Here is a 20,357-nt window from a genome sequence, read left to right as displayed (position 1 = left end):
ACGAAACGCCGGTTAGCGGCGGAAAAAGATGGCGCCGCCGTCAGGGCGACGGCGGCGCGCGACGGGACTCAGGCCACGGCTTCGAGCAGCTTCTGCCCCTGCGGCCACAGGCCGGTCATCTTCCACTGCTGCTCGAGCACGCCGGGGCCGAACTCCTTGGAGCCGCCGAAGATCTCGGCCAGCCCCTGGAAGTAGGCGCCCTCCTCGATCAGCAGAATCAACTTGGAGGCCTGGATGATGCCGGTGCCCCAGAAGGTCGCCCCGCCGTTGGCTTCGAGGATCGCCGGGGTGTGCGGGTTGGCCTGGATCTGCTCGACGATGTAGTCGGCTTCCGGCTGGCGGCGGTCGATGTAGATCGGCAGCTCGCGCGCCAGGGTCACCCGTTGCGAGGCGGCATAGCGGATCGGCAGCACGCGGTGCGCGCTGGCCCAGCCGCCGAGGTACGGGGTGTGCACGTGGATCACCACGTTGACTTCCGGACGCTGCTGGAAGATCGCCGCGTAGCGCTTGCCATTGCCGCCGGCCTTGCTGCCGCTGAGCGGCGAGCTGCCGTCGATGCTCTCGTCGAGGGCCACCACGCCGTCGTAGCTGGCCACCACCGCGCGAATTTCCTGGTCGTCGGCCCACGGGCCTGGCGCGTGCAGGGCGATCACCAGTTCGCTGTCCGGCACGCGGACATAGGCCTGGTAGGTGTTGGTGGCGGTCAGCGTGCGGGTGTCCCTGAGTACGCGAAATGCCTTGGCGAAGTCGCGCTTGGCCTGGTCGAGCTGGCCGAGCAGTTGCGGAGTGAGGCTGGCGGTCATGGTCGAGCTCCTGTCTGGTAAGGGAAGCCACGCTCGGTTGCGCGGTTCTGCCGGGTCCTGAGCAGGACTTGTGCCAGCCAGTAAATCCCTTTTATTTCAACAGCTTGTAGAGATAGCTCAGCAACCTGCACGGCGCGGATAGCGATTCTGCTGCAGCCCCAGCAGCCGCTGCTGGCGAGGTGTTGCTGGATCAGCAATCGCCCCTCCAGCGAGCCCACCCACAACGCTGCAAGCCGCGCCAGACAAGGCTTACAGCCTTTCGGCACAGCCCTTGCTCCAGACCCTGCACCCCCAGCGCCGAGCCGCTGCGGATCTCTCAAGCAGCCACTGGAGCACCCTTCATGAGTACCGAATTCTTCTGGCGCCTGCCGCTCGGCAGCGACGGCCCGCAAATCGCCTCGGACAAGAACAACCGCGGCGTCGCCCAGTACCGGCCGGGCAACATCGCCCCCGGCCGCTTGCCGAATGGCGAGCCGGACGGCTTCACCTACATCGACTACGTCGCCCAGGTGGCCAAGGCCGCCGAGCTGGCCGGCTTCGAAGGCGCGTTGCTGCCGACCGGCCCCGAGCCGTGGATCGCCGCCGCGGCGCTGGCCCGCGAGACACGGCGGATCAAGTTCCTGATCGCCTTCCAGGCCACCTGGACGCTGCCGGCCTACGCCGCGCAGCAGGCGGCGATCCTGCAGAACCTCAGCCGCGGGCGCCTGGAGTGGAACATCATCACCGGCGGCAACCCGGCCAGTCAGCGCGCCAACGGCGACTTCCTCGAGCACGACAAGCGCTACCAGCGCACCGGCGAATTCCTCGACATCATCCAGGGCCTGTGGGCGAACGAGCAGTTCAGCTACCAGGGCGACATCTACCAGCTGGAGAACGGTTCGCTGCCGCTCGGCCTGCGCAACGAGCGCAAGCCCGGGGTGTACTTCTCCGGCTTCTCCGACCCGGCGCTGGACGTCGCCGCCAAGCACGCCGACGTCTACCTGAACTGGGCCGAGCCGGTCGACAAGCTCAAGCCGCACATCGATCGGGTCCGCGAGCTGGCCGCCAAGCAGGGCCGCGAGGTGCGCTTCGGCATCCGCATCGACCTGTTCGCCCGCGAGACCGAGGAAGCCGCGTGGAGCGAGCTGCGCCGCCAGTACGAGCGCATCGACGCCAAGACCAGCGCCTTCATCAAGCACTTCGCCACCGGTTCCGACTCGGTCGGCGCGGCGCGGCAGACCGCCTACCACCAGAACACCGACCGCTTCGATGACCTGATCATCGGCCCCAACCTGTTCGCCGGCTTCGGCAAGGCCAAGCCGGGGCCGACCATCGGCCTGGTCGGCAGCCACGAGAACGTCGCCGAGCGCCTCGCCGAGTACCGCGACGCCGGCTTCTCGACCTTCATCCTGGCCGGCAATCCGCACCTCGAAGAGGCCCTGCGCATCGGTCAGGAAGTGTTGCCTCTGGTGCACGCCAGCGCGCCGCAAAGCAACGGCCAACCCATCGCATCAACCGCCGCACTGAAAAGTGCCTGACCAGGAAGGAAATGAAGCATGAGCCAACAATTGGAAACGCTCTGGTACACCCGCTGCCCGGTACCGACCGGCCTCGGCATCGCCGTGCAGAAAGGCTGGCTGGAGGAAACCCTGGGCGCCCAGGGCACCGCCATCAAGTCACTGCGCGAGTCCGACAACCAGGCGGTGCGCGAGTCGCACTTCGACCACACCCTGCAGAACTCGGTACGCCACGGCGGCAACATCCCGGCCATCTGGGCGCGCGCCAGCGGCCGCGAGACGCGGGTGATCGGCCTGTCCTGGGCCGACGAGGTGCAGCTGATCCTCACCAACCCGGACAGCGGCATCAAATCCGCCAAGGACCTCAAGGGCCGCAAGTTCGGCCTGCCGAACTGGGCCAACGCGCAGATCGACTTCACCCGCGCACAGGCCATCCGCGGCCTGGAGAACGCGCTGAAACTCGACGGCCTGGAGGTCAAGGACGTCGAACTGGTCGACTACCTGCACGGCGGCACCTTCAGCGATGAAGCGGCGCAGACCGTCAACGGCATCTCCACTTTCGGCGGCCGCCGTCGCGGCGGGCAGAACGCCGAGCTGGTCGGCCTGCTGCGTGGCGAAGTCGACGCGATCTTCCTCAAGGGCGCCAGCGCCGCGCAGCTCGCTCAGCAGTTCGGCCTGCACACGGTGATCGACACCGGCTCGCACCCCGAGCCGCTGATCCGCGCCAACAACGGCACGCCGCGCACCCTGAGCGTCGACCTCAACCTGCTCGACCAGCACTTCGATGTGGCGGTCGGCATCCTCAGCTCGGTGCTGCGCGCCGAGGAATGGGCCTGGACCCACCCGGACGACACCCGCCGCTACCTGGCCCGCGAGACCAACAGCAGCGAGTACTGGGTCACCCAGGCCTACGGCGACGACGCCCACCAGCGCCTGCGCACCAACCTCGACGAGCGCTCGCAGCTGGCCCTGCAGGACTTCACCGACTTCCTGCAGCGCTGGAACTTCATCCCGCAGAGCTTCTCGGTCCGTGACTGGATCGACGCGCGGCCGCTGGAAGCCCTGCGCAGCGCGGTGGCCAAGCGCGCGGGTTGATTTCTCCCCTCGCCCTCCGGGAGAGGGAGACAAGGTCCGAATAGAACCGGCAACACCTTCCCCTCTCCCGGAGGGAGAGGGAACTAGATCGAGCAATCTCTGGAATTACGAGTTTTATGACCCACTCCCTCGATACCCTCTGGTACACCCACAGTCCGGTACCCACAGGGCTCGGCATCGCCGTCGAATCCGGCCGTTTGGCACAAGCCTTCCGCCCGTTCGGCACGCGCATCCAGGCACTGCGCGAATCCTCCGACCGCGAAGTGCGCGAGGCGCATTTCGACCACCACCTGCACAACTCGGTACGCCACGGTGGCAACATTCCGGCCGTTTGGGCCAAGGCCAGCGGCCGCGCCACGCGCGTGCTCGGCCTGTCGTGGAGCGACGAGGTGCAGCTGATCGTCACCACCGCCGACAGCGGGGTGAGCAGCATCCGTGATTTGAAGAACCGCCGTTTCGGCCTGCCCAAGTGGGCCAACGTGCAGATCGATTTCACCCGCGCCCAAGCCATCCGTGGCCTGGAAAACGCCCTCAAACTGGAAGGCCTGCAGGTTAGCGACGTCGAGCTGGTCGACTATCCCTACGGCGGCAGCTACAGCGACGAGCCGACCCGGCATATCCACGGCGCCCAGGTGACCTTGGGCGCCAGCCGCGCGCGCAAGCGCAACAACGAGCTGATCGGCCTGCTGCGCGGCGACATCGACGCGATCTTCCTCAAGGGCGCGCACGGTCTGCAGATCGCCGACGAGTTCGGCCTGCGCGTGGTCGCCGACATCGGCTCGCACCCCGATCCGCTGATCCGCGCCAACATCGGCACGCCGCGCACCCTGACCGTCGACCAGCAGCTGCTCGACAACCATTTCGAGGCGGCGGTGCTGATCCTCGATACCGTGCTGCGTGCCGAGCAGTGGGCCTGGGCGCATCCTGAAGAGACCCGCCGTTTCCTCGCCCGCGAACTGAACACCAGCGAGTACTGGGTGGCCAACGCCTACGGCGACGACGCGCACCTGCGCCTGCAGACCAACCTCGCCGAGCGCTCGATCGTCGCTCTGCAGGACCTCACCGATTTTCTCGAGCGCTGGGAATTCATCCCGCGCAGCTTCGATGTGCGCGCCTGGATCGAGCCGAGCCCCTTCGAGCAGTTGCTGGAGAAGGTCAATGTCGCAATCTGATTCCACGCGGCGACCCGCCGCCTTCCTCGCCAACTTCATGCTGCTCGCCGCGTTCAGCGGCGCGACCATCGGCATGGCGAAGATCATCACCACCCTGTACGCCATCGAGATCGGCGCCAACGCCATGCAGCTCGGCATCATCGCCGCCATGGAGTCGCTGGGCATGGTGCTGCTCACCCTGCCCGCTGGCTTCGTCATCGCCCGTTACGGCGCGCGCCGCGTGTACTTCCTCGCCAGCCTCGGGCCGATGCTGCTCAACCTGGCGATTCCGCTGTTCGGCGGCTGGGTCTGGCTGGCCGTGGCGCGCCTGTTGATCGGCCTGTGCATCCCGTTCCGCATCGTCGCCATGAACAGCGCGTTCCTGCGCCAGCTGAAACGCATCGGCAACGACAAGGCCGGCTGGTACCGCGGCTCGCTGACCCTCGGCATGGGCCTGCTCGGCCCGCTGCTGGGCAACTGGCTGAGCGGCAGCAGCGGCTTCACCTTCGGCTTCGTGGTGATCGGCCTGTGCTTCGGCCTGATGGCGGTGTACAGCCTGGGCTTCTGGGAGGGGGAGCAGATCGTCCCGGTTGACGCCGATGCGGCCGACGAACTGGGCGGCATCTTCGCCCAGGTCAAGGCCATGCTCGCACACGTCGAGATCGCCGAGAGCTGCCTGATCGAGCTGCTGTCCGGGGCCACCAACGCGCTGTTCGGCACCTTCATCATCCTGCTCGCCATGGACGTCGCCCAGCTGTCGCAGAACCAGGCGGTGAGCCTGGTGATGATCCAGGGCCTGGCCTCGGTGGTGGCGCTGTTCGGCTTCGGCTACCTGGTCGAGCGCAGCGGTCGTCGCTTCGCCTACATCGCCAGCCTGAGCGCCGCGCTGCTCGGCCTGCTGCTGCTCGGCAGCGCCCACGGCTACTGGCTGCTGGCCGCCGGCGGGGTGCTGCTGAGTGCGGCGGCGGCGCTGATCCACCTGGTCAACATGGCCCAGCTCGGCGAGCACAGCGTCGACAAAAGCAAGATCTCCGGGCTGTTCAACCTGGCCGGGATGCTCGGCGGCTTCTCCGGCGCGCTGCTCGGCGGGGTGATCAGCCAGCTGGTTGGGCTCGGCAACCTGTTCCTCTGCTGGATGCCGCTGGTACTGCTGGCCGCCCTGTTCTGCTGGCTGCGCAAGCAACGCCGGCTCCCATCCGCCGTCGCTCTGGAGGGCTAAGCATGCTCACCCTTTCCTTCAACCGCCTGAGCTGGCTGATCTCGCCGTTCGTCGTGCTGCTGGCCTGGGCGCTGGTGGCCAACGCCGGCTGGTTCCCCACCCAGTTGCTGGTGCCGCCGCAGCACGTCTACGAGGCGTTCGTCGAACTGCTCGGCAGCGGCGAGCTGCGCGAGCACCTGCAGAACAGCCTGTCGCGCCTGGCCATCGGCTTCTCCATCGGTGCGCTGGGCGGCCTGCTGTTCGGCACCGCGATGGCCCTGTCGAAGAACGTCGAGGCCTACTGCGCGCCGCTGTTCCATACCCTGCGGCAGATTCCGTCGATCGCGCTGATCCCGATGTTCATCCTGTTCTTCGGCGTCGAGGAGACCTTCAAGATCCTGATCGTCACCAAGGCGGCGTTTTTCCCGGTGGCCCTGGCCGCCAGCGAGGGCGTCAAGGGCATCCCGCGCAGCTACTTCGATGTCGCCAGCGTATACCGCCTGCCGCTGAGCAGCCTGCTCAAGGACGTGGCCTTCCCGGCCGCCGCGCCGCCGATCGTCACCGGCCTGCGCATCAGCCTCAGCCGCGCCTGGATGGTGCTGGTCGCCGCCGAGTTGCTGGCCGCCGACAGCGGCCTCGGGCAGATGATCGAGATGAGCCGGCAGATGATGCGCATCGACGTGGTGATGGTCGGCGTGCTGGTCACCGGACTGATCGGCTTCACCCTCGACTATGGCTTCCGCCTCCTGGAAAAACGTCTGTTCCGTTGGAAACCGCGCTCATGAGTACTGTCACGCGTTACCTCAAACCTCTGCGCGGCCTGCTGCTGCCGTTGCTGCTGGTCGCCGCCTGGGAGTTCGCCTCGCGGCAGGGCGCCAGCCATGCCTACGCCTTCGTCCCGCTCAGCCAGATCGGCGCCGGCCTCAGCGAGTTGCTGGCCAGCGGCGAGCTGTGGCTGAGCACCTGGGCGAGCCTGCAGCGCACTTGCCTGGGCCTGCTCTACGGGGTGCTCGCCGGCTTCGCGGTCGGCGCGCTGATGGCCCTGTCGAAGGTCGCCGAACGCCTGCTCGCGCCGCTCTACCACACCCTGCGCCAGGTACCGATCCTCGGCCTGATTCCGCTGTTGGCCCTGTGGTTCGGCAGCGGCGAGTTCTCCAAGGTGCTGATCGTCTCGCTGGCGGCCTTCTACCCGATGACCCTGAACACCTTCGAGGGCTTCAGCCACGTCGAGCTGCGCTACCGCGAAGTCGGTCGGGTCTACGCCCTGACCCCGCTGCAGCAGTTCACCCAGGTGCTGCTGCCCAGTGCGCTGCCGAGCCTGTCCAACGGCGTGCTGCACGCCCTGGCGTTCGCCTGGGTCAGCTCGGTCGGTTGCGAGCTGTTCCTGTCCACCGGCATGGGCCTCGGCAACCTGATGATGAACGCCGAAACCGGCTCGCGCATGGAAGTCGTAGTGATCGGCGTGCTGTGCATCGGCCTGCTCGGTTACGCCATGAACCAGGCATTTTCCCGCTTCAGCCGCCATCTGCTGCGCTGGCGCAATCTTCGTTAAAGGTGACCCGTGATGACTGCCATTCTTGACCAGCAATTGATCGGCGCCGTGGTGCGCCAACCCGGGGCCCTGCAGGTGCGCAACCTGAGCAAGCAGTACCGGATCGACGAGCAGCGCCTGCCGGTGCTGGAGAACATCGACCTGCAGGTGCTGCCGGGCGAGTTCGTCAGCATCGTCGGCGCCAGCGGCTGCGGCAAATCCTCGCTGCTGCGCCTGATCGTCGGCCTGGAGAGCGAGTACGACGGCGACATCCTGCTCGACGGCCAGCCCATCGCCGGCACCAGCCTGGAACGCGGCATCGTGTTCCAGGACCACCGGCTGTTCCCCTGGAAGACCGTCGAGGAGAACGTCGCCCTGGCACTGAAGAACCAGCGCCTCGGCAAGAAGGAAAAGGCCGAGCTAGTCGCCGAGCACCTCGCGCTGGTCAACCTGACCGGCTTCGAGAAGGCCTACCCGCACCAGCTCTCCGGCGGCATGGCGCAGCGCGCGGCGATCGCCCGGGCGCTGATCACCAAGCCCAAGGTGCTGCTGCTCGACGAACCGTTCGGCGCCCTCGACGCGCTGACCCGCGTGCATCTGCAGCGCGAGCTGCAGCGCATCTGGGTGCAGCAGCGCAGCACCATGATCATGGTCACCCACGACGTCGAGGAAGCGCTGTACCTCGGCGACCGGGTGGTGGTCATGGACGCCCGCCCGGGGCGCATCAAGCATGAGGTGCAGGTCGACCTGCCGCACCCGCGCGAGCGCCACTCGCCGCGTTTGCAGCAGCTGAAGAACGAGCTGCTCGCCGAGCTGACCGGCGCCTGAGCCCCCGCAACCCAAAAGCCCCCGGCCTTGTCAGCCGGGGGCTTGGTTTTTGCGCGGCGGAGCGTTGGAGCCGGGGCGGAGTTACCCGGGGCTGCCGGGCTGGTGTTGCAAGGTCGCCTGGGTGACGTTGCTGCCCGGTGGCACGCTGCGGGTCAGCCAGACGTTGCCGCCAATCGTCGAACCCTTGCCGAGGGTGATGCGCCCGAGGATGGTCGCGCCGGCGTAGATCACCACGTCGTCCTCGACGATCGGATGGCGCGCCTGGCCCTTGTGCAGCTGGCCGGTCTCGTCGGCGGTGAAGCGCTTGGCACCGAGGGTCACGGCCTGGTAGATGCGCACTCGGTTGCCGATCACTGCCGTCTCGCCGATCACCACGCCGGTGCCGTGGTCGATGAAGAAGCTGTGGCCGATCTGCGCGCCGGGGTGGATGTCGATGCCGGTCGCCGAGTGGGCGATCTCCGCGGCGATCCGCGCCAGCAGCGGCAGGCCGGCGCGGTACAGGTGATGGGCCAGGCGGTGGTGGATCACCGCGAGGATGCCGGGGTAGCAGAGCAGCACCTCGTCGACGCTGCGCGCCGCCGGATCGCCGGCGAAGGCGGCAATCACGTCGCTGTCCAGCAAACGGCGCAGGCCCGGCAAGGCGGCGGCGAAATCGCGGACGATCTGCACCGCCACCGCATCGCTGCCCGCCTCCACCTCGCCACGCTGGCGCGCGGCATAGCGCAACTCCAGGCGCGCCTGCTCGAGCAGGCTGTTCAGCGCGTTATCCAGGGTATGCCCGACATAGAAGTCCTCGCTCTCCTGGCGCAACCCGCTGGGCCCCAGACGCATCGGGAACAGCGCCCCGCACAGCGCTTCGAGAATGTTTTCCACGGCGGCGCGCGATGGCAGTTCACGACTGCCCAGCTCTCGCGCGCGACCGGTGCTGCTGCGCCATTCGGCGCGCGCCGCACGCAGCTGTTCGACGATCTGCTCGAGCTGCCAGTTGACCGGCTTGGTCACGGCATCCAGCGGGGTAGGCGTCAGGCCGTCGAGATCGGCCGAGAGTTTCTTGGACATACAGGCTCCTTGCCGGCCGCATGCAGGCGGTCCGCCCAGATCATTAAAGAACGTGCGCGCAGCACTGCACAGCGAGCTACCGCGTGACCGGCGTGGACACCGGGTGAGGCCGCGCCTTGTTGCCGGCCACTCTAGGCCGCTGACATATGCCAAATAAATAATTATTTCTTTTACTTACAAAACTTAATTGAATATATGAATTACCCGGCAAGACCGCTCCCCTTTCCGGCGGATCGCCGCGCTGTCGGCCGTGCTAGAGGCGTCGCATCGCTGCTGCGGGTTCGAAGCGTAAGAGAAGGAGTTAGCCCCCCGCTTCGGAGGAGGCTGGAGCGCGGCCAACTGTGGTACAAGACCCGGGCAATTTGCGGCGCGACGCTTCCGGCGGCGCGCCCACCGTCACCGTCTTACAAGAGAGAATCCGCATGCCGCAGATCACCAACGTTCCGTATGACAGCCTGGAAATCGGCCAGACCGCCAGCTACAGCAAGACCGTCGAAGAGCGCGACATCCAGCTGTTCGCCGCGCTGTCCGGCGACCACAACCCGGTGCACCTGGACGCCGAGTACGCCGCCGGCACGCCGTTCAAGGAGCGCATCGCCCACGGCATGTTCAGCGGTGCGCTGATCAGCGCGGCGGTCGCCAGCACCCTGCCGGGTCCGGGCACCATCTACATTGGCCAGACCATGAGCTTCACCCGTCCGGTGAAATTCGGCGACACCCTGACCGTGCGCCTGGAAATCCTCGAGAAGCTGCCGAAGTTCCGCGTCAAGATCGCCACCCGAGTGTTCAACCAGAACGACGAACTGGTGGTCGACGGCGCCGCGGAAATCCTCGCTCCGCGCAGCCTGCAGACTGTCACCACCGCCGAGCTGCCGCCGATCACCATCGGCTGATCGCAGCACCTGCAGCACAGGAGCGGCGCCCGTCCGCTCCTGCATTTACCCGCCTTTCGCGCAGGCAAAAAAAAGGGCGACCGAAGTCGCCCAAGTTGCCTTGCGTGCCCTGTGTGAAACGACTAGCTGTGTTTGTGCGAGTCGCTCCAGATGAAGTAGCCGACGCCGCCGAAAAACGCGCACATCAGCAGAACCGTACCGATACCTGCCAGAACTGCATGATCCATGAACATTTTCGCCCTCCTCATCGGTGTTCTTGATTCGATGGGTTCAAGGTACTCGCGATCGCCTTGGGGAAAATTGATCTGGATCAATAGTCGCCGCACTCCATTTGCGGGTGCGGCAGCCCGCCGCAGCTGATGGCGAGGCGGCCGATGATTCCTGTTCAACCGTTGCATGACGCCCGTGCAGGAACGGATTTATCCACGACCGGAGCTGCCGGCTATCGCGAATGAATTTGCGCCTACGGGATCGGGGGCTGGGCGCCACCTCAGTGGCGTGACCGTTGCACCGCGCCCTGTAGGAGCGGATTTATCCGCGATGGGCGCAGCCGACTAATTCGCCCCTAGCGGCTCGGCGGCGGGTGCGATGCGTCTTTATGAAGGGAATGAGGACTCGGCCAGCAGCGTGCCGGAAAGCAGCGTACTGACGTACGCCACGCCGGCGGCATCAGGAACGGCGGATCAGCGCTTCTTCGGCTTCTTGGCCTTCTTCTTCACCTTCGGCAGCGGCAAGGCACGCTCGAAGGCCTGGCGCATCTCGTCGAGGCGCTTGTCGTTGATGTCGTGGATGCGCTTGCCGCGCTCGGCGCTGAAATCGATCAGCTTGTCATCTGTGCTCATGCGGGCGACCGGATCAGGCGGAAGGTCAGGTTCAGACGGGGCGCGCAGGGGCTGCGCGTCTTCGCCACTTGATGCTGCCAATAATGCTGGGTTGCGCCGGCCATGACCAGCAGCGCGCCGTGCTCCAACTGCAGCGAATGCTCGATGCGCGTCGAGCCCTTGCGGCGCAGGTCGAAGCGCCGGGCGCCGCCGAGGTTGAGCGAGGCGACCAGCGGCTGCTCGCCGAGCTCGGGTTCGTCGTCGCTGTGCCAGCCCATCGAGTCCTGGCCATCGCGGTAATAGTTGAGCAGCGCGCCGTTGAGCGGCTGGCCGCACTCGGCTGCGACACGCCGGCGGATCTCAGTGAGCAGTGGGGTCCACGGCAGCGGCGTGTGGATCAGCCCGGAGTAGCGATAGCGCGCCTCTTGATCGCCGTACCAGGCGACCAGGCGCGGCACCGGGTAGTGGCGTCCGTGCAGGAACACCTGCGGCTGCTCCCAGGGGGTCTGCGCCAGCAACGCCTGCAGCCACTGGTCGGCCTCGGCGGCGGCAACCCAGCCGGGCAGGTAGCGCAACTCGGCATCGGCCAGGGTCAGCGGACACTCGGCGAACAGGCTCACGGCTCAGACCTCGACATCCACCCACAAGCCCGGGCGCGGCAGGTACTCGAGCAGGTCACGGTCCTCCTCGGCGACCTCGCCGGCGGCCAACTGCTCGGGGGTGTAGCGCTGGCGGCGGCGCTGCTGGTCGCGTTGGCGCTCCAGCTGGCGCTCGACCTCTTCCTGCGGGTCGCGCTGCTTGAGGCCGACGCCATCGCCGCCGGCCCCGGCTTGCGCGGGCGTCACCGGCGGCACGTCGGGACGCGGCTTGACCGGGTCCTGCTGCGCGGTGATCGGCGCCAGGCTGTGGGGGATGGGCGGCAACATGGCGGTTCATGCCTCCTGGCACGCTTCCTTTGGTCAGACTGTCGGCCGACGGCCCGTCGTCTTGAGGATGCGCTCGCTACACTTTTCCGACAAGACTCGCCGGCCCCGCCGTGCGGCTTTGGCCTGGGCCCGGTGATCCGTTACCATACGCGGCTTTTTCACCGGGGAGACAGGCATGGCGCAGTACGTACCAGGGCAACGCTGGATCAGTGACAGCGAGGCGGAGCTGGGGCTGGGGACCATCCTGACGCAGGATGACCGCATGCTCACCGTGCTCTATCCAGCGACCGGCGAGACCCGTCTGTACTCCCTGCGCAATGCCCCGCTGACCCGCGTGCGCTTCGCCCCGGGCGACGAGATCACCCATTTCGAAGGCTGGAAGATGGCCGTGCGCGAGGTCGAGGACATCGACGGCCTGCTGGTCTATCACGGCCTCAACGGCACGCACGCGCCGGTCACGCTGCCGGAAACCCAGCTGTCCAACTTCATCCAGTTCCGCCTGGCCAGCGACCGCCTGTTCGCCGGGCAGATCGACCCGCTGGCCTGGTTCACTCTGCGCTACCGCACCCTGGAGCACACCAGCCAGCAGTGGCAGTCGTCCCTCTGGGGCCTCGGCGGCGCGCGTGCGCAACCGATCGCCCACCAGCTGCACATCGCCCGCGAAGTTGCCGACCGCGCCGCGCCGCGCGTGCTGCTGGCCGACGAAGTGGGTCTGGGCAAGACCATCGAAGCCGGCCTGGTGATCCATCGCCAGCTGCTCTCCGGGCGCGCCAGCCGCGTGCTGATCCTGGTCCCGGAGAACCTCCAGCACCAGTGGCTGGTGGAAATGCGCCGGCGCTTCAACCTGCAGGTCGCGCTGTTCGATGCCGAGCGGTTTGCCGAGAGCGATGCCAGCAACCCGTTCGAGGACACCCAGTTGGCGCTGGTCGCCCTGGAGTGGCTGGTCGACGACGAGCGCGCGCAGGACGCGCTGTTCGCCGCCGGCTGGGACCTGCTGGTGGTCGACGAAGCGCACCACCTGGTCTGGCACCCGGAACAGGCCAGCCCGCAGTACCGTCTGGTCGAACAGCTCGCCGAGACCATCGCCGGCGTGCTGCTGCTCACCGCCACCCCCGAACAGCTCGGCCAGGACAGTCACTTCGCCCGACTGCGCCTGCTCGACCCGGCGCGCTTCCACGACCTCGAAGCGTTCCGCGCGGAAAGCGCCAACTACAAGCCGGTCGCCGAAGCGGTGCAGGAACTGCTCGACCAGGGCCGCCTCTCCGAGGCCGCCCACGCGACCATCGCCAAGTTCCTCGGCGCCGAGGGTGAAGCGCTGCTCGCTGCGGTCAGCGACGGTGACATCCAGGCTAGCGCGCGCCTGACCCGCGAGCTGATCGACCGCCACGGCACCGGCCGCCTGCTGTTCCGCAACACCCGCGCCGCCGTGCAGGGCTTCCCGGAACGCCAGATCCACCCCTACCCGCTGGCCAACCCGATCGAATACATGGAGCTGCCGCTTGGCGAACACGCCGAGCTGTATCCGGAAGTGCGCTATCAGGCGCAGGCCGACGACGGCGACGACGCGCGCTGGTGGCGCTTCGACCCGCGTGTCGACTGGCTGATCGACACCCTGAAGATGCTCAAGAAGTTCAAGGTGCTGGTGATCTGCGCCCACGCCGAGACTGCCATGGACCTGGAAGACGCCCTGCGCGTGCGCTCCGGCATCCCGGCCACGGTGTTCCACGAAGGCCTGAGCATCCTCGAGCGCGACCGCGCGGCGGCCTACTTCGCCGACGAAGAGTTCGGCGCGCAAGTGCTGATCTGCTCGGAAATCGGCAGCGAGGGGCGCAACTTCCAGTTCAGCCACCACTTGGTGCTGTTCGACCTGCCGACGCACCCGGACCTGCTCGAGCAGCGCATCGGCCGCCTCGACCGGATCGGCCAGAAGCACACCATCCAGCTGCACGTGCCGTACCTGGAAGGCAGCCCGCAGGAGCGCCTGTTCCAGTGGTACCACCATGCGCTGAATGCCTTCCTCAACACCTGCCCGACCGGCAACGCCCTGCAGCACCAGTTCGGCCCGCGCCTGCTGCCGCTGCTCGAGGAAGGCGACGACAGCAGCTGGAACCAACTGCTTGGCGAGGCCAAGGCCGAGCGCGAGCGCCTGGAAGGCGAACTGCACAGCGGTCGCGACCGCCTACTCGAACTCAACTCCGGCGGCGCCGGCGAAGGCGAAGCGCTGGTCGAGGCGATCGCCGAGCAGGATGACCTGTACGCCCTGCCGATCTACATGGAAGCGCTGTTCGACGCCTTCGGCATCGACAGCGAGGACCATTCGGAGAACGCGCTGATCCTGCGGCCCAGCGAGAAGATGCTCGACGCCAGCTTCCCGCTCGGCGACGACGAGGCGGTCACCGTCACCTACGACCGCGCCCAGGCGCTGTCGCGCGAGGACATGCAGTTCCTCACCTGGGAACACCCGATGGTGCAAGGCGGCATGGACCTGGTGCTGTCCGGCTCGATGGGCAACACCGCGGTGGCGCTGATCAAGAACAAGTCGCTGAAGCCTGGCACCGTGTTGCTCGAACTGCTGTTCGTGAGCGAGGTGGTGGCGCCGCGGCACCTACAACTCGGCCGCTACCTGCCGCCGGCGGCGCTGCGCAGCCTGCTCGATGCCAATGGCAACGACCTGGCCGCCAAGGTCGCCTTCGACAAGCTCAACGAGCAACTGGAAGCCGTGCCGCGCGCCAGCGCCAACAAGTTCGTACAGGCCCAGCGCGATCAGCTGACCGCGCAGATCAACGCCGCCGAAGCGAAGATCGCCCCGCGCCACGCTGAGCGCGTCGCTGAAGCCAAGCAACGCCTGGCCGCCGACCTCGACGAGGAGCTGGCGCGACTGAGCGCGCTGCAGGCGGTCAACCCGAGCGTCCGCGAAAGCGAGCTGGACACCGTGCGCAACCAGCGCGAGCAGGGCCTGGCCATGCTCGATAAGGCCGCGCTGCGTCTTGAGGCGATTCGGGTGATGGTCGCCGGCTAAGCGGGCTATCCCCCTAAAACAACAAGGCCCGCAGATGCGGGCCTTGTTGTTTCCAGCCTTAGACGATCAGGCCGTCGCCGCCATCCCCACGCGCATGCTCGTCGCATCGCGGCCGAAACTGCGCGAGGCCTGCAGCAGCGCCAGCATGGTCAGGAACATCGCCACCGGAATCAGGAACATCGCGCCGTGCAGACCGACCGCCTTGTGCGCCTCGGTCAGCGTGCTGGCACCTTCGGCGAGCATCGCCGCGTGCGCCGATTGGTCGGAGAGGAAGCCCACCACCAGCGGGCCCATGCCGCCGCCGAGCAGGTACAGGCCGGCGAAGAACAGCGCCATCGCGGTAGCGCGCAGGCGCGGCTCGATGACGTCCTGAATCGCCGTGTAGACGCAGGTGTAGAAGTTGTAGGAGAACAGCCAGCCGAAGCTGAAGATCGCCACGAACACCGCCACGTCACCCTTGTCGAGGGTCAGCGCAATGCCGGTGGCCAGCGCGGCGATCAGCATCGAACCCGCGCCGAGCAACAGGCGGCCGCGCTCAGAGCGCTGGTGCGCCTTGTCGGCGACCCAGCCGCCTAGGGTCAGGCCAATCAGCCCGGTGACCCCGACGATCAGCCCGGTGGCCACTGCGGCCTGGTCCAGCGGCATCAGGTAGTAGCGCTGCAGCATCGGCACCATGAACGAGTTGCAGGCGTAGGTGGCGAAGTTGAAGCACAGCCCGGCGACCACCAGCCACCAGAAGGTGCGCACCGCCAGCACCTTGCGCAGTGGCTTGTCCACCGCCACCGCGGAGACCTGCACGGTTTCCGCGGCGCCGCGCTGCGGGTCACGGATGAAGAACATGAACAGCGCGAGGATCAGCCCCGGCACCGCGGCGATGAAGAACGGCGCGCGCCAGGAGCCGAACGCCTCGACCATCGCGCCGATGGTGAAGTAGGCCAGCAGCAGGCCCAGCGGCAGGCCGAGCATGAAGATGCCCATGGCCCGAGCGCGCTTGTGCGCCGGGAACAGGTCGCCGATCAGCGAGTTGGCCGCCGGCGCGTAGCTGGCCTCGCCGATGCCGACACCCATGCGCACCAGCAGGAAGCTCCAGAAGTTCCAGGCCAGGCCGTTCACCGCGGTCAGCCCGCTCCACACCGCCAGGCCCCAGCCCATGATGCGGCTGCGCCGGCCGGTGTCGGCCATGCGCCCGAGCGGGATGCCGGCGATCGCGTAGATCACCGTGAAGGCGGTGCCGACCAGACCGATCTGCAGGTCGCTGAGGTGCCATTCGAGGCGGATCGGCTCGATGATGATTGCCGGGATGGTGCGGTCGAAGAAGTTGAACAGGTTGGCGAGAAACAGCAGGAACAGCACGCGCCAGGCGTTCGGAGCAACCGGGGTGTTGGACATCGGTGAAGTCTCTTCTTGTTATCACCATGCCGCCGAGCGGCACGCGGGGATGCTCAATCTAGAGCCATCGCACCGCCCTTGTCTGCCACCATTCAGGGGTGTGATGGCAGGCCACCACGGCTCGCTCAGCCGGCCAGCGCGGTGCGCCAGCGCGGCAGCCAGGCCAGGCTGGCCGCCGTGCCCTGCGCATCCGGCTTGTACTCCGCGCCCAGCCAGCCGGTGTAGCCGGCTTGCGCCAGCGCACGCAGCGCGGCGCTGAAATCGATCTCGCCGCTGCCCGGTGCGCCACGGCCGGGACAGTCGGCGAACTGCACATGACCGATGCGCCCGGCCAAGGTGGCAATCGCCGTGGGCAGGTCGAGACCCTGACGGGCCATGTGGTAGAGATCGAGCTGCGCGGCCAGGTTGGGATGATTGAGCGTGTCGAGCAGCTCGGCGAGTTGCTCCGGGGTGTTGATCAGGAAGCCGGGCATGTCCAGCGGGTTGATCGCCTCGACCACCACGCGGATGCCGAGCAGCAGGAACTCGTCGGCGGCCAGGCGCAGGTTGTCGGCCAGGGTGTGCAGCGCGTCGTCACGGGTGACGCCTTCGGCCAGGCGCCCGGGCAACACGTTGACGTAGCTCGGCCGCACCATCGCTGCGTAGGTCAGCGCCTCCTGCAGCGCCACTGCGAACTCCGCGCGCAGCCCCGGCACCCCGGCCAGGCCGGGACCGCCGCTCATCAGGTCGCCAGCCGGAACGTTGATCAGGTGCAGCGGCAGGCCGGCGGCCTCGAGTGCCTCCTTCAGGCGCAGCGCGGGCACCTCGAAGGGAAACTGGATCTCCACGCCGTCGAAGCCGGCGGCCGCCGCGGCGACGATGCGCTCGATCAGTGGCCGTTCGGTGAACAGCAGCGACAGGTTGGCGGCGATCTTCATGCCTGTTCCTCCCGGTAGAGTTGCACCAGGGTCGCCGGATCGCGGCCCAGATTGCCCTGACTGCCGTGCAAGCGCATCAGTTGCGCAGCCAGCCCGCTCATCGGCGTCGCCCGCCCCTGCTCGCGGGACAGTGTGACCGCGGTATCGAGGTCCTTGAGCAAGGTGCGCACGTGCCACTTGACCGGTTCGAAGCGGCTCTCGGCCATCTGCGGGGCAAGAATCTGCAGCGGCTTGGAGTCGGCGAAGCCACCGGCCAACGCCTCGGCGATCAGGCTCGCGTCGACCCCAGACTGCTCGGCCAGGGCCACCACTTCGGCGATCACCAGCGCATTGCAGGCGACGATCATCTGGTTGCACACCTTGGTCACCTGGCCAGCGCCCACCGCGCCCATATGGGTCACCCGCTGGCCGAGATGGGCCAAGATCGGGCGCACCCGTGTGAGGTCCTCGGCCTGACCACCGGCCATGATCGCCAGGCTGCCGGCCTCGGCGCCCGGCGTGCCGCCGGACACCGGGGTGTCCAGCCAACGCATGCCGCTGGCGGCCTCCAGGGCGGCGGCCATCTCTCGCGTGGCGGCCGGCTCCAGGCTGGAGAAATCCACCAGCAGCTGCCCCGCCTGCGCGCCGGCGGCAATGCCGTCGGTGCCGAACACCACCTCGCGCACCACCGCGGTGTCGGCCAGGCACAGCATCACCACGTCCGCCGCCTGGCACAGCTGCGCGGGCGTCGCCACCTGGCGCGCGCCGGCGGCCACCAGCGGCGCGCACTTGTCCGGCGAACGGTTCCACACGGTCAGCGGATAGCCGGCGGCAAGCAGGCGACGGCACATCGGCAGGCCCATCAGGCCGATGCCGGCGAAGGCGAGTGAGGGCAAAGCGGTGGTCATGCGGTACTCCACAACTGGACTTCAAACTGGGCTGGGCGCAGCGGCGTGCGCGGCAGCGGACGACAAGAATGCAACGGGCCCGCGCATGGCGGGCCCTGGACAGTACTCTGGAGGGTCAATCGCCGCGCAGCAGGCGGTCCAGATCGACCGGTTCGCCGGAATGCGCGTTGAGCTTCTCGCGGATGTCCTCGAACATCGCGTCGAACTCCTTGTGGCTGCGCACCACTGGCCCGAACTTCGGATGCAAACCGTGCTTGGCGGCGACGCGGGTGGCGACGCTGGCGAAGTTGAAGGCCGTGTCGCGGCGCAGTTCGAATTCTTCCTCGAACGGCTTGGCGTCGATTTCGCCGACCATGCGGAAGTGCATCACCGAGCCCTCGGCAGGGTCCTTGCGCACCTCGTAATAGAGGTCGATGGCGAAATCCTGCTGGCCCAGCCCCGGCAGGTTGGTGAGATGCAGATGACCCGGTTCAAACATGGCGACACTCCTGAAATCCTGAGTAAAGCGCAATCCGGCGCTGGACCTTGAAGAGGAACGCTGCGGGGAACGCTCCATCGAGTCTAGATCAGGCTGCTCAGTGCTGCGTCGGCGCGTCTTCACGCTCCTGGATCAGCACCCAGGGCGCCACCACCACCGCCCACAAAGCGGGATCGCGGGCCAGCAGATCCTCGGCGCGCGGCGCTTCGACCTTGCTCACCTGACCGCTCTGCAGCCAGCCCGCCAGCGTCTGCTGGTCGTTCTCCGCCAACGCCACGGCGACTGCAATCAGGTCCAACCCAGGCTCGACCCAGAGCAGCGCGCCACGGGCAAAAAAGGGTTGCAATTCTTGCCAGCCGATGCGGGCAGTTTCGCCAAGCAGCTTGGCATAGAGGGTGCTAGGGTTCTCTGTCATGACGGATTCGATCAGGCGTTGGGGACTACAAAAACGGGTCCGCCATGATACCGCCGTCTACGTCGCTGAATCGCCGTATTTCTGTACGTTTATTGCGATTTAGCGACACCAGCCCGGCCAGCCCATCCGCCTCGGCTTCCAAGCGCCGAAGTGGCACCCTACACTGTACCGGTACAGTTCCTGGGGTCTGTCCGGACGTATCCATGGGAGCCTGCCGCGCCTTGCGGCAGACAATAAAACTAAAGGGTTAGAGTGGAGCACATATGAACAAAACCATCCGCCGCACACTGCTATGCGCCGCCATCGCCACCATTGGCCTGACCGGCTGCTCGAAACAATCCGACACCGTGAAGATCGCTCTGGCCGGCCCGACCACTGGCGCCGTAGCCCAATATGGTGAAATGCAGTTCATCGGCGCCAAGATGGCCATCGAGCAGATCAACAAAGCCGGCGGCGTGAACGGCAAGCAGCTCGAAGGCGTGGTCTACGACGACGCGTGCGACCCGAAGCAAGCGGTTGCCGTGGCCAACAAGATCGTCAACGACAACATCAAGTTCGTGGTCGGTCACCTGTGCTCCAGCTCCACTCAGCCGGCTTCGGACATCTATGAAGACGACGGCATCCTGATGATCACCGCTGCCTCCACCAGCCCGGACATCACCAACCGCGGCTACAAGCTGGTGTTCCGCACCATCGGCCTGGACAGCATGCAGGGCCCGACCGCCGGCAACTACATCGCCGACGTGATCAAGCCGACCAACATCGCCGTGATCCACGACAAGCAGCAGTACGGTGAAGGCATCGCCACCGCCGTGAAGCAGACCGTGGAAGGCAAAGGCATCAAGGTTTCCGTGTTCGAAGGCCTGAACGCCGGCGACAAGGACTTCTCCGCCCTGATCGCCAAGCTCAAACAAGCCAACGTCGACTTCGTCTACTACGGCGGCTACCACCCGGAACTGGGCCTGCTGCTGCGCCAGGCCAAAGAGAAAGGCCTGAACGTCAAGTTCATGGGTCCGGAAGGTGTGGGTAACAAGGAAATCTCCGCCATCGCCGGCGAAGCTTCCGAAGGCCTGCTGGTCACCCTGCCGAAGTCGTTCGACCAGGATCCGAAGAACCAGGCGCTGGTCGAAGCCTTCAAGGCCAAGAACCAGGACCCGACCGGCCCGTTCGTATTCCCGGCCTACGCCGCAGTCCAGGTGATCGCCGAAGGCATCACCAAGGCTGGCGACACCGACACCAAGAAAGTCGCTGCCGCGCTGCGCGCCAACAGCTTCGAGACCCCGACCGGCACCCTGGCCTTCGACGACAAGGGTGACCTGAAGGACTTCACCTTCGTGGTCTACGAATGGCACCAGGACGGTACCAAGACCGCCGCGCAGTAATCCGCATGCAATGAACCCGAAACCCACTGGCCAGTTTGGCAGTGGGTTTTGTCTATCCGCGCTTTACGG

General features: G+C 66.9%; 21 protein-coding genes. 10 read left to right on the top strand and 11 right to left on the bottom strand.

Features of this window, described 5'->3' with window-relative positions; translation table 11 throughout:
- Positions 1-68: 68 nt before the first annotated feature.
- Complete coding sequence (locus tag JQX08_RS07450; protein WP_204915657.1) at positions 69-803, bottom strand: class II aldolase/adducin family protein; 735 nt, start codon at positions 801-803, stop codon at positions 69-71.
- A 341-nt stretch (positions 804-1,144) separates the two neighbouring features.
- Between JQX08_RS07450 and JQX08_RS07445 the strand changes: the two genes are divergently transcribed.
- From JQX08_RS07445 to JQX08_RS07415, 7 genes are all read left to right on the top strand, one after another.
- A complete protein-coding gene (locus tag JQX08_RS07445; protein ID WP_204915656.1) occupies positions 1,145-2,320 on the top strand; it encodes an LLM class flavin-dependent oxidoreductase in 1,176 nt (391 codons plus the stop codon).
- 18 nt (positions 2,321-2,338) lie between these two features.
- Positions 2,339-3,394 carry an ABC transporter substrate-binding protein gene (locus tag JQX08_RS07440; RefSeq protein WP_204915655.1) on the top strand — a complete coding sequence of 352 codons (1,056 nt, stop codon included), beginning with the start codon at positions 2,339-2,341 and terminating at the stop codon, positions 3,392-3,394.
- A 116-nt stretch (positions 3,395-3,510) separates the two neighbouring features.
- On the top strand, positions 3,511-4,566 hold the full coding sequence (locus tag JQX08_RS07435) for an ABC transporter substrate-binding protein (protein WP_204915654.1): 1,056 nt from the start codon (positions 3,511-3,513) through the stop codon (positions 4,564-4,566).
- A complete protein-coding gene (locus JQX08_RS07430) occupies positions 4,553-5,764 on the top strand; it encodes an MFS transporter (protein ID WP_204915653.1) in 1,212 nt (403 codons plus the stop codon). Before JQX08_RS07435 ends, JQX08_RS07430 begins: the two co-directional genes overlap by 14 nt.
- Before the next feature lie 2 nt (positions 5,765-5,766).
- A complete protein-coding gene (locus JQX08_RS07425; protein ID WP_204915652.1) occupies positions 5,767-6,528 on the top strand; it encodes an ABC transporter permease in 762 nt (253 codons plus the stop codon).
- Positions 6,525-7,295 carry an ABC transporter permease gene (locus JQX08_RS07420; RefSeq protein ID WP_204915651.1) on the top strand — a complete coding sequence of 257 codons (771 nt, stop codon included), beginning with the start codon at positions 6,525-6,527 and terminating at the stop codon, positions 7,293-7,295. Before JQX08_RS07425 ends, JQX08_RS07420 begins: the two co-directional genes overlap by 4 nt.
- Before the next feature lie 12 nt (positions 7,296-7,307).
- Positions 7,308-8,102 carry an ABC transporter ATP-binding protein gene (locus tag JQX08_RS07415; protein ID WP_204915650.1) on the top strand — a complete coding sequence of 265 codons (795 nt, stop codon included), beginning with the start codon at positions 7,308-7,310 and terminating at the stop codon, positions 8,100-8,102.
- Positions 8,103-8,183: 81 nt separating this feature from the next.
- Here JQX08_RS07415 and epsC read toward each other — a convergent pair whose 3' ends face one another.
- The gene (gene epsC / locus JQX08_RS07410) at positions 8,184-9,161 is read right to left on the bottom strand and encodes a serine O-acetyltransferase EpsC (protein WP_204915649.1); all 978 of its coding nucleotides are present in this window, start codon (positions 9,159-9,161) and stop codon (positions 8,184-8,186) included.
- A gap of 422 nt (positions 9,162-9,583) precedes the next feature.
- Here epsC and JQX08_RS07405 point away from each other — a divergent pair, with 422 nt between their 5' ends.
- On the top strand, positions 9,584-10,054 hold the full coding sequence (locus tag JQX08_RS07405; RefSeq protein ID WP_204915648.1) for a MaoC family dehydratase: 471 nt from the start codon (positions 9,584-9,586) through the stop codon (positions 10,052-10,054).
- Positions 10,055-10,176: 122 nt separating this feature from the next.
- Here JQX08_RS07405 and ccoM read toward each other — a convergent pair whose 3' ends face one another.
- The 4 genes from ccoM to JQX08_RS07390 all read right to left on the bottom strand — a co-directional run bounded on the left by ccoM (position 10,177) and on the right by JQX08_RS07390 (position 11,801).
- Positions 10,177-10,287, bottom strand: a complete 111-nt coding sequence (gene ccoM, locus JQX08_RS22350; RefSeq protein ID WP_283246512.1) for a cytochrome c oxidase subunit CcoM — start codon at positions 10,285-10,287, stop codon at positions 10,177-10,179.
- Between the two features lie 450 nt (positions 10,288-10,737).
- On the bottom strand, positions 10,738-10,896 hold the full coding sequence (locus JQX08_RS07400; protein ID WP_204915647.1) for a hypothetical protein: 159 nt from the start codon (positions 10,894-10,896) through the stop codon (positions 10,738-10,740).
- A complete protein-coding gene (locus JQX08_RS07395) occupies positions 10,893-11,495 on the bottom strand; it encodes an alpha-ketoglutarate-dependent dioxygenase AlkB (RefSeq protein WP_204915646.1) in 603 nt (200 codons plus the stop codon). Before JQX08_RS07395 ends, JQX08_RS07400 begins: the two co-directional genes overlap by 4 nt.
- A 3-nt stretch (positions 11,496-11,498) precedes the next feature.
- Complete coding sequence (locus JQX08_RS07390) at positions 11,499-11,801, bottom strand: aspartate-semialdehyde dehydrogenase (protein ID WP_204915645.1); 303 nt, start codon at positions 11,799-11,801, stop codon at positions 11,499-11,501.
- A 175-nt stretch (positions 11,802-11,976) separates the two neighbouring features.
- On the opposite strand from JQX08_RS07390, the gene rapA reads away from it, so the two are divergent.
- Positions 11,977-14,820 (top strand): RNA polymerase-associated protein RapA, encoded by a 2,844-nt coding sequence (rapA, locus tag JQX08_RS07385; RefSeq protein ID WP_204915644.1) that lies wholly within the window; start codon positions 11,977-11,979, stop codon positions 14,818-14,820.
- Between the two features lie 66 nt (positions 14,821-14,886).
- On the opposite strand, the gene JQX08_RS07380 is transcribed toward rapA, so the two are convergent.
- The 5 genes from JQX08_RS07380 to JQX08_RS07360 form a co-directional block, all read right to left on the bottom strand.
- Entirely contained in the window at positions 14,887-16,209 is a 1,323-nt protein-coding gene (locus JQX08_RS07380) for a spinster family MFS transporter (RefSeq protein ID WP_204915643.1), read from the bottom strand.
- 125 nt (positions 16,210-16,334) lie between these two features.
- Positions 16,335-17,126, bottom strand: coding sequence for a hydroxypyruvate isomerase family protein (locus JQX08_RS07375; RefSeq protein ID WP_204915642.1), 792 nt, complete (start codon positions 17,124-17,126; stop codon positions 16,335-16,337).
- Positions 17,123-18,013, bottom strand: coding sequence for an NAD(P)-dependent oxidoreductase (locus tag JQX08_RS07370; RefSeq protein ID WP_204915641.1), 891 nt, complete (start codon positions 18,011-18,013; stop codon positions 17,123-17,125). The genes JQX08_RS07375 and JQX08_RS07370 overlap by 4 nt, the downstream gene beginning before the upstream one ends.
- Before the next feature lie 115 nt (positions 18,014-18,128).
- Positions 18,129-18,491, bottom strand: a complete 363-nt coding sequence (locus tag JQX08_RS07365) for a DUF5064 family protein (RefSeq protein WP_204915640.1) — start codon at positions 18,489-18,491, stop codon at positions 18,129-18,131.
- Between the two features lie 97 nt (positions 18,492-18,588).
- Complete coding sequence (locus tag JQX08_RS07360; RefSeq protein ID WP_204915639.1) at positions 18,589-18,906, bottom strand: DUF2288 domain-containing protein; 318 nt, start codon at positions 18,904-18,906, stop codon at positions 18,589-18,591.
- A 263-nt stretch (positions 18,907-19,169) separates the two neighbouring features.
- Here JQX08_RS07360 and JQX08_RS07355 point away from each other — a divergent pair, with 263 nt between their 5' ends.
- Positions 19,170-20,288 (top strand): branched-chain amino acid ABC transporter substrate-binding protein, encoded by a 1,119-nt coding sequence (locus JQX08_RS07355; protein ID WP_204915638.1) that lies wholly within the window; start codon positions 19,170-19,172, stop codon positions 20,286-20,288.
- Positions 20,289-20,357: the final 69 nt, after the last annotated feature.

It is taken from the genome of Zestomonas insulae, assembly GCF_016901015.1.
Lineage (GTDB): Bacteria > Pseudomonadota > Gammaproteobacteria > Pseudomonadales > Pseudomonadaceae > Aquipseudomonas > Aquipseudomonas insulae.
This window is presented reverse-complemented; position numbering and strand designations above follow the sequence as displayed.

Coding starts and splice junctions, on each gene's coding strand:
- JQX08_RS07450 (WP_204915657.1), bottom strand. CDS start 803: ATGACCGCCAGCCTCACTCCGCAACTGCTCGGCCAGCTCGACCAGGCC.
- JQX08_RS07445 (WP_204915656.1), top strand. CDS start 1,145: ATGAGTACCGAATTCTTCTGGCGCCTGCCGCTCGGCAGCGACGGCCCG.
- JQX08_RS07440 (WP_204915655.1), top strand. CDS start 2,339: ATGAGCCAACAATTGGAAACGCTCTGGTACACCCGCTGCCCGGTACCG.
- JQX08_RS07435 (WP_204915654.1), top strand. CDS start 3,511: ATGACCCACTCCCTCGATACCCTCTGGTACACCCACAGTCCGGTACCC.
- JQX08_RS07430 (WP_204915653.1), top strand. CDS start 4,553: ATGTCGCAATCTGATTCCACGCGGCGACCCGCCGCCTTCCTCGCCAAC.
- JQX08_RS07425 (WP_204915652.1), top strand. CDS start 5,767: ATGCTCACCCTTTCCTTCAACCGCCTGAGCTGGCTGATCTCGCCGTTC.
- JQX08_RS07420 (WP_204915651.1), top strand. CDS start 6,525: ATGAGTACTGTCACGCGTTACCTCAAACCTCTGCGCGGCCTGCTGCTG.
- JQX08_RS07415 (WP_204915650.1), top strand. CDS start 7,308: ATGACTGCCATTCTTGACCAGCAATTGATCGGCGCCGTGGTGCGCCAA.
- epsC (WP_204915649.1), bottom strand. CDS start 9,161: ATGTCCAAGAAACTCTCGGCCGATCTCGACGGCCTGACGCCTACCCCG.
- JQX08_RS07405 (WP_204915648.1), top strand. CDS start 9,584: ATGCCGCAGATCACCAACGTTCCGTATGACAGCCTGGAAATCGGCCAG.
- ccoM (WP_283246512.1), bottom strand. CDS start 10,287: ATGTTCATGGATCATGCAGTTCTGGCAGGTATCGGTACGGTTCTGCTG.
- JQX08_RS07400 (WP_204915647.1), bottom strand. CDS start 10,896: ATGAGCACAGATGACAAGCTGATCGATTTCAGCGCCGAGCGCGGCAAG.
- JQX08_RS07390 (WP_204915645.1), bottom strand. CDS start 11,801: ATGTTGCCGCCCATCCCCCACAGCCTGGCGCCGATCACCGCGCAGCAG.
- rapA (WP_204915644.1), top strand. CDS start 11,977: ATGGCGCAGTACGTACCAGGGCAACGCTGGATCAGTGACAGCGAGGCG.
- JQX08_RS07380 (WP_204915643.1), bottom strand. CDS start 16,209: ATGTCCAACACCCCGGTTGCTCCGAACGCCTGGCGCGTGCTGTTCCTG.
- JQX08_RS07375 (WP_204915642.1), bottom strand. CDS start 17,126: ATGAAGATCGCCGCCAACCTGTCGCTGCTGTTCACCGAACGGCCACTG.
- JQX08_RS07370 (WP_204915641.1), bottom strand. CDS start 18,013: ATGACCACCGCTTTGCCCTCACTCGCCTTCGCCGGCATCGGCCTGATG.
- JQX08_RS07365 (WP_204915640.1), bottom strand. CDS start 18,491: ATGTTTGAACCGGGTCATCTGCATCTCACCAACCTGCCGGGGCTGGGC.
- JQX08_RS07360 (WP_204915639.1), bottom strand. CDS start 18,906: ATGACAGAGAACCCTAGCACCCTCTATGCCAAGCTGCTTGGCGAAACT.
- JQX08_RS07355 (WP_204915638.1), top strand. CDS start 19,170: ATGAACAAAACCATCCGCCGCACACTGCTATGCGCCGCCATCGCCACC.